Here is an 11,590-nt window from a genome sequence, read left to right as displayed (position 1 = left end):
TTCGCCATGTTCAAGTCAAGATTCTGTTACATGAACGGGCTTGTCGGGCAGAAGGCTTCCTTCCGCTCCGCCCGTCTGGGATCTTGCGTCCACCCCACACATCACAGGGCCCGGCCGGCGCCACCCGCGCCACCGGGCCATCGGAGGACGCATTGTTTTCCCACATATCCGGCCGGATGAGATTCGCGGCGATCGCCCTCGGCTCGACGCTGGCGCTCGCGGGCCCGGTCTCGCTCGCCCAGGCCGCCCCGCTCGACAACGAGCCGCTCGCGGCCTTCACCGCGACCGCCCGCGCCGCGCAGCAGGCGCCCGCGGCTTCCGCCGCCTGGGCCGCCGGCACCCGCGCCTACCTGGTCATCACCACTCCCGGTGACACCACCGCGGTCCGCAACGCCGTGGCCGCCAACGGCGGTTCGGTCTTCTCCTCCTTCGACGCCATCGGCGTGATCGTCGCCCACTCGACCTCCGCCTCCTTCGCCACCACCATGCGTGGCGTCGCGGGCGTGCAGAAGGTCGGCGCGACCCGCACCTCGGACGTCCCGGCCGACGCGTACAACCCGGCCCTCCCGTCCAACCCGTCGCAGTCGGCGGCTCCGACGACCGAGCCCGTGCGCTCGGACATGACCCAGATCAAGGCCGACCAGGCGTGGGCCGTCAACCCGGGCTCCGCCTCGGTCAAGGTCGGCATCCTGGACACCGGCGTCGACGACCAGCACCAGGACCTGGCGCCGAACTTCAACGCCGCCGACTCGGTCTCCTGCGCCTACGGCAAGGCCGACACCCGCGCCGGCGCCTGGCGCGACGTCGACCAGCACGGCACGCACGTGGCCGGCACGGTCGCGGCCGCCAAGAACGGCAAGGGCGCCATCGGCGTCGCGCCGGGCGTGAAGATCTCCTCGGTCCGCATCGCCGAGCCCGGCAGCACCCTGTTCTTCGCGGAGAACACCATCTGCGGCCTCGTGTGGTCCGGTGACCACGGCTTCAAGGTCACCAACAACAGCTACTACACGGACCCGTGGCAGTTCAACTGCCCGAACAACCTGGACCAGGCCGCCATCCTGGAGGGCGTGGGCCGCGCCCAGGCGTACGCCGAGGGCAAGGGCTCGCTCCAGGTCGCCGCGGCGGGCAACTCCAACGTGGACCTGGCCAACAAGACCACCGACTCGTCGAGCCCGAACGACTCGACGCCGGTGACCCGCACCATCACCAACGACTGCCTCGACATCCCGGCCGAGCTGCCGGGCGTCGTCACGGTCGCGGCCAACGGCACCAGCGGCACGTCCAAGGCGTCGTTCTCCAACTTCGGCCGCGACGTCATCGAGGTCTCCGCGCCCGGCGAGTCCGTCTACAGCACCGTCCCCGGCGGCAAGTACTCCTCGCTGAGCGGCACCTCGATGGCCTCCCCGCACGTGGCGGGCGTCGCCGCGCTGCTGGCCAGCGCCAACCCGGCGTACACCCCGGCGGACATCCGGGCCAAGCTCGGCGAGCACGCCACCGACCTGGCCTGCCCCTCGGACAGCCGCTGCACCGGCACCACGGCGAAGAACGGCTTCTTCGGCGAGGGCCGCGTGGACGCGCTGAAGGCCGTCGGCGGCTCGACCCCGCCCCCCGGCAAGTACTTCGAGAACCTGGCCGACGTGACGATCGCCGACAACACCACCGTCGAGAGCGCGATCACCGTCAGCGGGGTGACCGGCAACGCGCCGGCGACCCTCAAGGTGGGCGTGGACATCAAGCACACCTACATCGGTGACCTCAAGGTCGACCTGGTCGCCCCGGACGGCTCGGTCTACACCGTGCACAACCGGACCGGCAGCGGCACCGACAACATCGTCCAGACGTACACCGTCAACGCCTCCTCCGAGGTGGCGAACGGCGTCTGGAAGCTCCGCGTGAACGACAACGCCAGCGCGGACACCGGCAGGATCGACGCCTGGAACCTGACCTTCTGACGGTCGGACAGCATCTGAAGGGGCCGGAGCGGACCACGCTCCGGCCCCTTCCGCGTGCCCGGGAACGGGCCCCCGCGCGGCGATCGGCGAGAAAGTCCGTACCGGGGGGTAGCCCGCGCGACACCCTTGCTATACGTTCCGTCTAACAAGCTTGCTAGACACCACGTCTAACAAGCGGAGGAACGACCACGAGCCGACCGCGTGACCCAAGGAGCCGCACCGATGGCCAGCAGCACCGTTCGCCCGGACCACCACGACCACGACGACGTCGCCGAGCGGCTCCTCCGGTCGGCCGCCAAGCTCAGCTACGACCCCGCCGTCGAGGTCGACTGGGACACCCCGCTCGACAAGTCCTTCCACGGACAGAGCCCCGAGTGGAACAGCCTCTACGGCACCGCCTACTGGAACGAGATGACCGACGAGCAGCAGAAGGAGCTGACCCGCCAGGAGTCCGCCTCCGTCGCCTCCACCGGCATCTGGTTCGAGATGATCCTCCAGCAGATGATCCTCCGGGACATCTACCGCACCGACCACACCGACCCCCGCTTCCAGTGGGCGCTCACCGAGATCGCCGACGAGTGCCGCCACTCGATCATGTTCGCCCGCGGCTCCCAGAAGCTCGGCGCCCCCGCCTACCGGCCCAAGCGCGCCATCATGGAACTCGGCCGGGTCATGAAGACCGTCGGCTTCGGCGAGGCCGCCTACGCCGGCATCCTCGTCGCCGAGGAGGTCCTCGACGTCATGCAGCGCGACTGGATGCGCGACGAGCGGGTCGTCCCCTTCGTCCGGACCATCAACAACATCCACGTCGTCGAGGAATCCCGGCACATGAAGTTCGCCCGGGACGAGACCCGCCGCCACCTCGCCCGCGCCGGCCGAGCCCGCCGCCACTTCCAGGCACTGATCGTCGCCGTCGCCGCGTACTACATCATCACCAGCCTGGTGAACCCCGAGGTGTACGTCCGGGCCGGCCTCGACCCCGAGCGCGCCCGCCGCGAAGCGGCGTCCAACGAGCACTACAAGGCGCGGCTCCGCGCCAGCTGCTCCGGCCTCATGGAGTTCCTCGGCGACGTCGGCATGCTGACCCGCCCCGCCGTCCGCTTCTACCAGCGCGCCCACCTCCTCTGACCCCGCCGAGCCGAGCCGAGCCGCCGCCATGACCTACGCCATCACCCAGACCTGCTGCTCCGACGCCACCTGCGTCGCCGTCTGCCCGGTCAACTGCATCCATCCGACGCCCGAAGAGCCGGACTTCGGCACCACCGAGATGCTCTACATCGACCCCAAGAGCTGCATCGACTGCGGAGCCTGCGCCGACGCCTGCCCCGTCGACGCGATCTTCCCTGCCGACCGGCTCACCGAGCCGCTGAAGAAGTACGAGGCGATCAACGCCGCCCACTACGAGGGCCGCGAACCCGCCCCCGTCCTCGCCTCCCCCACCTTCCACCCCTGGGGCGGACCCTCCTTCGCGCGCTCCCTGCCCTCCGACTTCGCCCCGATCCGGGTCGCCGTCGTCGGCACCGGCCCCGCCGGCATGTACGCCGCCGAGGACCTGCTGCTCCACACCAACGCCGAGGTCACCCTCATCGACCGGCTCCCGGTGGCCGGCGGGCTCGTCCGCTACGGCGTCGCCCCCGACCACCCGGGCACCAAGGGCGCAGGCGACACCCTCGCCCGCTTCCACACCCACCCCCGGGCCACCGTCCGGCTCGGCGTGGAGATCGGCAAGGACATCACCCCGCGGGAACTGGCCGCCCACCACGACGCGGTCGTGTACGCCGTCGGCGCCCCGTCCGACCGCCGCCTCGGCATCCCCGGCGAGGACCTGCCCGGCAGCCTCTCCGCCACCTCCCTCGTCTCCTGGTACAACGCCCACCCGGAGACCGCGCCGGAAGCCGTCTCCCTCGGCACGGCCGAGCGGGCCGTGGTCGTCGGCACCGGCAACGTGGCCCTCGACGTGGCCCGGATCCTCGTCCGCGACCCCGCCGCCCTCGCCGGCACCGACATCGCCGACCACGCGCTCGCCGCCCTCCGCGCCTCACGGGTCCGCGAAGTGGTCCTGCTCGGCCGGCGCGGCCCCGAGGACGCCTCGTACACCGCCTCCGAGATCCTCGCCCTCGGCGACCTACCCGGAGTCGACCTCGTCGTCGACACCCACGACCCCCGGATCGCGGAGTCCATCGACGCCGCGGCCCCCGACGGCAGGGCCGCCCTGCTGAAGGACGTCGCCCGCGAGACCGTGGACTGGACGCGCGGACCCGACACCGGCCGCCGCCGCATCGTGCTCCGCTTCCACTCGGCGCCCGAGGAGGCCCTCGGCCCCGACGCGGTCCGCGCGGTCCGCACCGGCGGCGCCGAAGGCCCCGCCGAGATCCCCGCCGGCCTCCTCGTCCGCGCCATCGGCTACCGGGGCGTCCCCCTCGCCGGACTGCCCTTCGACGAGGCCACCGGCACCGTCCCCCACACCGCCGGACGCGTCGACGGCATGACCGCCACCTATGTCGTCGGCTGGATCAAGCGCGGCCCCTCCGGCGGCATCGGCGCCAACCGCGCCTGCGCCGCCGAGACCGTCGGCAGCCTCCTGGCCGACGCCGTCGACGGCCGGCTGCCGAAGCCGGCCGGCTCCGCGAAGGCGTTCGGGCGCCTCGCCCGCGACCGCAGCGGCCGGCTGGTGGACGCCCGCGGGCTCGCCGCCATCGACCGGGCCGAGCGGGCCCGGGGCGCGGCGGCCGGCCGGCCGCGGGTCAAGCTCGCCACCGTCCCCGAACTGGTCGCGGCGGCCCGCCGCGGCCGGCTGCGCGGACCGGTGGGCTGACCCCGGTCGGGACGCGTACGGCACGCATACGGGGCGGATGCGAGGGCATTCGCCCCGTATGTCCACGGAAAACACCATCCGCCACCACGACGGGCGCGGCGAGAGCCGCGAGGAGCGGGCCGACCGACGCTGGAACGAACTCCTCCAGGAGCTGCGGGTGGCCCAGACCGGCACCCAGATCCTGTTCGGCTTCCTGGTCGCGGTCGTCTTCCAGCCGCGCTTCACGGAGCTGGGCACGACGGACCGGATGATCTACGTGGTCACGTTCTGCCTGGGGGCGGCGACCACCGGTGCGCTGGTCGCGCCGGTGGCGGTCCACCGGCTGGTCGCCGGGCGCCGGCTCAAACCGGAGACGGTGCAGTGGGCGGCGCGCCTGACGCTGGTCGGCATGGTGCTGCTCTACCTGACGATCATGTCGACGTTCCTGCTGATCATGCGCATGGTGCTGGACAACGGCATCGCGATGTGGCTGCTCATCGGGATGGCGGCGTGGGTGGGGCTCTGCTGGTTCGTGGTGCCGATCGTCACCCGGCTCCAGGGCAAGGACGACGACGGGGACGAGAGGAAGGCCGAGGACGGCTACGGCCCCTGGCCGCACTGAGCGACCGCTCCTGGGATCCGGCCCGGGACGGCGGGCCGGCGGAAGCGGCGGATCAGGCCGCGACGGGGAGCGGGCGACGCAGCACGATCGCGTTCAGCCCGACCGAGAACGGCGCGATGTCCGTCAGACCGAGCCCGAGCACCTGCTCCTTCGGCAGCTCGACGGTGACGTCCACACAGAACGCGAGCGCGTGCAGCGCGTCGCCCGAGCCCTCGTCCTGGAGCGCGAAGAACAGGTCCCGGTAGTAACGGGTGCGCTGCTCCGACTCCTCGTAGAACGACAGCCCCGCCTGCTCCGCCGCCTCACCGAGCCCCGTGAACGCGGCGACCAGCTCCCGCTCCACGGTCGCCCAGAAGCCCGCCTCCGCGCACTCGGTCGGCAGGGCCTGGCGGACGGCCTCCTTCAGCGAGAGCACCATGACGAGCAGCGGCGCGTGCTCCTTGAGACCCCAGCCGCGCACCATGCGCACGACGGTGCAGTCCGGGACGGCCGCGGCCGCCCGGTGGATGGCCCCGAAATCGAAGTTGACGGTGGCGGGCGCGATCGCCTCCTGGAAGACCCGGTCGATCGACCGGGCCTCGTCGAGGTGGGCGGGCGCCACCTCGATCACGGTCCTGAAACTGGCGGCCAAGGGCTTCTCCTCTTCTCACCGCCCACGGGAGTGGGCGCTTGATCGTCAGGAGGAGTATGCCGAGCGGCCGGCTCAGCGCCCGCGGCGGGGCTTCCCGCCGCGCCCCGCGGCTCCGCCCTTGCCCCGGGCGGGCTTCGCCGGCTGCCGCTGCGGCTTCGCCCCGGCGGCCTTCTTCGCGGCCTTCGGCGCCGGCTTGGCGGTCTTCTGCCCCTTCTGGGCCTCGGCCCGCCGGCCGCGGGTGCTGTTGACGGTCCGGCCGCGGACGATCCCGATGAACTCCTCCACCAGGTCGGGCGCCTCCTCCGCCTTCGGCCAGGAGAGCGCCACCCGCGACTGGGGGACGCCGGTGATCGTGCGGTAGGTCAGGTCCTTGCGGTGGTGCAGCCGGGCCAGCGACTGCGGGACGACGAGCACGCCGACACCGGCGGCGACCAGCTCGATCGCGTCGGCGGTGGTCTCCGGCCGCTGGAAGGCGGGCCGCCCCGGCGGGGCCTCCCACTCCAGGGTGTCGTCGAGCGGGTGCAGCACCAGCTCCTCCGCCAGATCCGCCGGGCTCAGCTCCTCGGCCGCGGCGAACAGATGGTCCTTCGGCACGACCACCACCGTGGTCTCCTCGTACAGCGGGATGGCGGCCAGGTCCTCGCCGTCGACCGGCAGCCGCAGCAGCGCCGCGTCCGCGGCCCCCTCCCGGAGCGTCCCGAAGCACTCACCGGGCGTCACCTGGAGCAGCGTGAGGCGCACGTCGGGCAGCCGCTGCTCCCAGATCCGCACCCACTTCGAGGGCGTCACACCGGGCACGAAGGCGAGCCGGAAGGTCGTGGGGGACGGGGAGGAGTCAGTCACCCCGCAAGATTACCCGCCGGTCCGCCCCGTCGGCGCAGGTCGGCGGGCGGCCGTGGTCGGCGGAGCCCCGTGTGCTCGATACCCTGGACACCATGACGCAGCACCAGAACTCCCAGACGATGAAGCCCGCGACCGCGGCGAAGAAGCTGGGTGTGTACCTCGACGCCACCCCCGCCGACTTCCAGGAAGGTGTCGTCACGCGCGGCGAGCTCAACGAGCTCCAGGCCAACCCGCCGGCCTGGCTCCAGGAGCTGCGCCAGAACGGCCCGCACCCGCGCCCCGTCGTCGCCGCCAAGCTCGGCATCTCCATCTCCGGTCTCGCCCGCGGCGGGGTCACCGACGCGCTCACCACCGAGCAGATCGAAGCCCTCAAGGCCGAGGCCCCGGAGTGGCTCACCAAGGAGCGCGCCACCCAGTCCGAGGTCCGCAAGGAGAACGTGCGGATCAAGGAGCGCAACGCCCAGCGCGCGGCCGACCAGACCGCCCGCGAGCAGAACGCCTGACGTACCCGGGCGCCGCCGCCGGTGTGGCGCGGCGCCGGGCGCGGGAGGCATCCCCTCATGAACGAGGTAACCGACCCGCCCGTCGTCGCCGCCGTCGACGGCTCCGAGCACAGTCTGCGCGCCCTCGCCTGGGCGCTGGGCGCCGCCGAGGCCATGGGCGCCCCCCTGGTCGTGGCACACGTCCGCTCCGAGGCGCTCCAGCTGGGCGCCGCCCGCATCGCCTCGCTGGGCAAGGAGCCGGAGCTGCCGGACACGGTCCTGGACGCCGTCCGCACCGTGGTGGAGGAGCGCGGGCACACGGTGCCGGTGCGGTACGCCTCCCTGGACGGGACGGTCACCGAAGTACTGCCGGACGCGGCCCGGGGCGCCCGCCTCCTGGTGACCGGTTCCCGGGGGCACGGCGGCTTCGCCAGCCTCCTGCTGGGCTCCACCGGCCGGGCCCTGGCCGCCCGCTCCCCCTGCCCTCTGGTCGTGGTCCCGCACGAGGCCCGTACCGCCTCCCTGGACAGCGGCCCGGACGCCGGACGGATCCTGCTCGGCCTGCACCCGGAGGAGACTCCGGACGAGGTGGTGGCCTTCGCCTTCGAGACCGCCGGGCTACGGGGCGTCCCGCTGGAGGCGATGACCGCGCTCCGGCTCCCGCCGAACCCGTCCACGCTGGTCGCGGCCCCCTCCCCGGCCCTCCAGATGCCCCCGCCGATCCCGCTCGCGGACGACACGGAGGAGCTCCTCGCGGAGGCCCGGCGCGAACAGGAGACCCGGCTGCGCCCCTTCGCCGAGCGCCGGCCCGGCGTGGAGCTGGTGCGCACGGTGGCCCCGGGCGACGCGGCCGGTCTGCTCGTGGACGCCTCCGCCGACGCGGCTCTGCTGGTCGTCGGCCGGCACCACCGGCACCGCATCGCGGAGCTCCTGGTGGGCTCGGTGGCGCACGCGGTGCTCCACCACGCCGCCTGCCCGGTGGCGGTGGTCCCGCCGGCCGCCGGGACGTGACCTCGCTGTCGGTCACGGCTGGTAGACAGGGCGCATGACGTCCGACGCGTACGCCCCCGATCCCGCCGCCGCCTCCCGCAACACCCGCCCGCCGACCCCGACCGCCGCGCTGGGCGCCGGGATCGTGGTGCTCGACGCCGGGGGCCGGGTCCTGCTCGGCCTGGACCGCTCCGGCGTGTGGGAGCTTCCGGGCGGCGGGGTCGAGCCGGGCGAGTCGATCGAGGAGGCGGCGGCCCGCGAGCTGGCCGAGGAGACCACCCTGGTCACCGGAGCGGCGGACGTGGAGGTCCTCGGCCTGCTCCTCGACACGGTCACCTCTCCGGAGCTGACCCGCATGACGGCGGCGACGGTCGTCCGTACCTTCTCGGGGAGCCCGGCGGTGGCCGAGCCGCAGAAGATCGTGCGCTGGCGGTGGACCTCCCCCGACGAGCTGCCGGCGGCCCTGTTCCTGCCCTCCGCGCAGGTCCTCGCCGTGTGGCGGCCCGACCTCGCCCTGCCGGAGGCCCCCTTCCACCGCTACACCCTCGGACGGCCGCCGCGCTGAGCCGGACCGCGCGTCACCGCGCGGGACGGGCGGGTCGTGACTAGCGTGGGCGGGGGCCACGAGCCACGCAAAACGTCACCGATCGGAAGCGAGAGTCACGTCATGGCCGCACGACCTGAAGGCACCCCGGTCTGGACCGACGCGATGTTCACCGACGCCGGGAGCGCCAAGACGTTCTACGCCGACGTGCTGGGCTGGACCTTCGGCGAGGAGTCGACGGAGTTCGGCAACTACACCCAGGCGTACAAGAACGGGAAGGCGGTCGCCGCCGTCGTCCCGCCGATGCCCGGCGGCGACACCCCACCGCAGTCCGCGTGGTGTCTCTACTTCGCCTCGGACGACGTCGCCGCCACCGCGGAGAAGATCAAGGCCGCGGGCGGCACGGTGCTGATGGAGCCGATGAAGGTCGGCGACTTCGGCTCGATGTGCCTCGCCCAGGACCCGGCGGGCGTGGTCTTCGGCCTCTGGCAGGCCGGCGTCCACGAGGGCTTCGAGCTCGAAGGGGAGTCCGGCTCGTACGTCTGGGCCGAGGTGTTCACCCGCGAGCCCGAGAAGTCCGACGCCTTCTTCACGAGCGTCTTCGGCTACAACGCGAAGAAGATGGCCGACGAGAAGATGGACTTCAAGGTCTTCGACCTCGGCGGCGATCCGCTCCTGGGCCGGATGCGGATGTCCCCCGACGAGTTCCCTCCGGAGATCCCGTCGTACATCCAGATCTACTTCGCCGTCGACAACTGCGACCTGGCGGTCGGCGCGGCCGAACGGCTCGACGGACGCAAGCTCTTCGGCCCGATGGACAGCCCCTTCGGCCGCTTCGCCGCCCTCATGGACCCGCAGGGCGCCGCGTTCGCGGTGATCGACGTCCGGACGACCGTCGGCGAGATGCCGCCGATGGAGTGAGCCGGAGGGTACGGGGAACGGCGCGGCGCCCGGCCGAGGGTTCCGCGCCGTTCCCGTGCTCCGCGGGCTCAGGCGGTGTCGCGCACGGCGAGGATCCCGTTGAAGACGCCGACGTAGGCGGTGCCGTCGGGACCGAGGGTGATCGGTGCCCAGTTGTTGTCGTAGGCGAGCCCGGTCCCGGTGAAGCGCGAGTACACCCGGGCGCCGGTGCGGAAGTCGACGGCGGTGAGGTACCAGGCGTCGATGCCGAAGGGGTGGGGGCGCTTCTCGTAGAAGTAGAGCAGCCCGTTGGCGGCGGACAGCTTCGGGACGGTGGACGGCGACCGCACGTCGCTCTCCCAGACGACGTCACAGCCGCTCCCGTCGGCCCGCACGTCGATCCGCGTCGCCCCGCCCGTGACGCTCCGCCCGAACCCGAGCGACGAGGGGTTCTCGTACCCGTAGTTGTTCTCCACGACGAGACTGTCGCCCCAGCTGATCAGCGAGTTGTCGGTGGTGGAGGCACCGGAGCGGAAGACCGGCACCTCGCAGACGAGCCGCTCCCCCGCGGCGACGTCCGCCCCGCGCCGGTAGACGAGCACGTTCATGCGGTCGTCGGCGTTGTCGGTGATGGCCACGTAGGCGTCACGCCGGCCGAAGAGGTCGGGCGTGGTCCCCGACCCCTGGTTCACCGACCCGGGTTTGGTCCCGCTCCCCCGGTCGTACGCCTCCCGCCACACGACGCTCGGGGTCCCGTCGGCGCCGGCCCGGAAGCCGTACAGCGCGTGATCGGTGACGATCGAGACGCCGTCCTCGGCCACGGAGAACGAGTTCTGGATCTCCTCCCCCTCCAGTCGCGTCGCCCGCACCGCCCCGCTCCCGGGGTCGACGGTCCCGACCCGTCCGAGCCGGGTGACCCACCAGATCCGCCCGTCCCAGTCCGGCATCACGGAGGTGACGGGATCGCAGACCCCGTCGGGGAGGAGGTTGGTCCAGCTGACGCAGTCGTGCGGCACGAGCGGGGTGAGGTCCCAGTCGTCCTCGACCCTGAACTCCCAGCCCCCGTCCGCCGTCCGCCCGTGGGCGATCCGCAGCACGTGCTGCCGGGAGTCGGCGAGGACCACCCGGTCACGGTCGTCCAGGTAGAAGTACGCCCCTCCCGAGGTGTCCTTGAAGATCTTCCCGAAGTCGAGACGGGTGAGAGCCTCCACCGTGGAGGACCGCTGCGGCAACCGGTACTCGGCGAGGGTGTCGAGGCTCCGCGGGTCGAGCAGTTTGAGCAGGAACCCGCCGAAGGTCCCGCAGACGGTGACCAGCCGCCCGCCGGAGTCGAAGGTGACGGTGGCGCACTCCCCTCCCACCGCCGCGATCCTCTCGCTCACCACCTCGGGCCTCCTCCCGAGCGGCCCCGGAAAGGGGTGGGTCCCGCTGCCGGCCCCGTCGGCGTGCATCCCGCTGCGCCCGTTGGGTGCGAGGTACGGATGCTGGGCGGGCCCCGCTCCGGGCAGGGGCCGCGCGGTCCCGGGGGCGCCCTCGTAGTGGTCGACGAGCCGGTGCCCGAGCGCGAGGGGTATCTCCTCGGCCTGGACGACGGGCGCCGAACCGGCCAGCAGGACGGCCCCCAGGACAGCGGCCACGGCTGAGCGTCTGGTCACGGCAGCTCTCCTCTGGTCCGTACGTCGGTCGCGCCGGCCGCCGACGGTAGGCCCGCCCCCCGGAGAAGTGAAGGGACGCACCACGCAAAAATGCCTCAACCCCCGGACAGAGTCCGGGGGTTGAGGCTAAAAATTGTTCGGCGGCGTCCTACTCTCCCACAGGGTCCCCCCTGCAGT

The 11,590-nt window shown here is 72.7% G+C and carries 11 protein-coding genes; 8 read left to right on the top strand and 3 right to left on the bottom strand.

Going from position 1 to position 11,590, the window contains the following annotated elements; genetic code table 11:
- Window positions 1-176: 176 nt before the first annotated feature.
- The 4 genes from ACFVU3_RS33340 (at window position 177) to ACFVU3_RS33325 (ending at window position 5,368) form a co-directional block, all read left to right on the top strand.
- A complete protein-coding gene (locus ACFVU3_RS33340) occupies window positions 177-1,952 on the top strand; it encodes a S8 family serine peptidase (protein ID WP_390072194.1) in 1,776 nt (591 codons plus the stop codon).
- Window positions 1,953-2,174: 222 nt separating this feature from the next.
- Window positions 2,175-3,080, top strand: coding sequence for a diiron oxygenase (locus tag ACFVU3_RS33335; RefSeq protein ID WP_390072192.1), 906 nt, complete (start codon window positions 2,175-2,177; stop codon window positions 3,078-3,080).
- 28 nt (window positions 3,081-3,108) lie between these two features.
- Window positions 3,109-4,767, top strand: a complete 1,659-nt coding sequence (locus ACFVU3_RS33330; protein ID WP_390072190.1) for an FAD-dependent oxidoreductase — start codon at window positions 3,109-3,111, stop codon at window positions 4,765-4,767.
- A 58-nt stretch (window positions 4,768-4,825) separates the two neighbouring features.
- Window positions 4,826-5,368, top strand: a complete 543-nt coding sequence (locus ACFVU3_RS33325; protein WP_390072188.1) for a DUF6328 family protein — start codon at window positions 4,826-4,828, stop codon at window positions 5,366-5,368.
- Window positions 5,369-5,420: 52 nt separating this feature from the next.
- On the opposite strand, the gene ACFVU3_RS33320 is transcribed toward ACFVU3_RS33325, so the two are convergent.
- Both ACFVU3_RS33320 and ACFVU3_RS33315 read right to left on the bottom strand, forming a co-directional pair.
- Window positions 5,421-5,999: a Type-2Aa cytolytic delta-endotoxin gene (locus tag ACFVU3_RS33320; RefSeq protein ID WP_390072186.1), complete on the bottom strand. Its 579-nt coding sequence runs from the start codon at window positions 5,997-5,999 to the stop codon at window positions 5,421-5,423.
- 72 nt (window positions 6,000-6,071) lie between these two features.
- The gene (locus ACFVU3_RS33315; RefSeq protein ID WP_390072184.1) at window positions 6,072-6,842 is read right to left on the bottom strand and encodes a LysR family transcriptional regulator substrate-binding protein; all 771 of its coding nucleotides are present in this window, start codon (window positions 6,840-6,842) and stop codon (window positions 6,072-6,074) included.
- A gap of 92 nt (window positions 6,843-6,934) precedes the next feature.
- On the opposite strand from ACFVU3_RS33315, the gene ACFVU3_RS33310 reads away from it, so the two are divergent.
- From ACFVU3_RS33310 to ACFVU3_RS33295, 4 genes are all read left to right on the top strand, one after another.
- A complete protein-coding gene (locus tag ACFVU3_RS33310; protein ID WP_390072182.1) occupies window positions 6,935-7,345 on the top strand; it encodes a DUF5997 family protein in 411 nt (136 codons plus the stop codon).
- 57 nt (window positions 7,346-7,402) lie between these two features.
- Window positions 7,403-8,335 (top strand): universal stress protein, encoded by a 933-nt coding sequence (locus ACFVU3_RS33305; protein ID WP_390072180.1) that lies wholly within the window; start codon window positions 7,403-7,405, stop codon window positions 8,333-8,335.
- 34 nt (window positions 8,336-8,369) lie between these two features.
- The gene (locus ACFVU3_RS33300) at window positions 8,370-8,879 is read left to right on the top strand and encodes an NUDIX domain-containing protein (protein WP_390072178.1); all 510 of its coding nucleotides are present in this window, start codon (window positions 8,370-8,372) and stop codon (window positions 8,877-8,879) included.
- A 102-nt stretch (window positions 8,880-8,981) separates the two neighbouring features.
- On the top strand, window positions 8,982-9,779 hold the full coding sequence (locus ACFVU3_RS33295; RefSeq protein WP_390072176.1) for a VOC family protein: 798 nt from the start codon (window positions 8,982-8,984) through the stop codon (window positions 9,777-9,779).
- A gap of 68 nt (window positions 9,780-9,847) precedes the next feature.
- On the opposite strand, the gene ACFVU3_RS33290 is transcribed toward ACFVU3_RS33295, so the two are convergent.
- A complete protein-coding gene (locus ACFVU3_RS33290; protein WP_390072292.1) occupies window positions 9,848-11,395 on the bottom strand; it encodes a hypothetical protein in 1,548 nt (515 codons plus the stop codon).
- Window positions 11,396-11,590: the final 195 nt, after the last annotated feature.

The sequence above is a fragment of the Streptomyces sp. NPDC058052 genome (assembly GCF_042885515.1).
In the GTDB taxonomy this organism is placed as follows: Bacteria; Actinomycetota; Actinomycetes; order Streptomycetales; family Streptomycetaceae; genus Streptomyces.
This window is presented reverse-complemented; position numbering and strand designations above follow the sequence as displayed.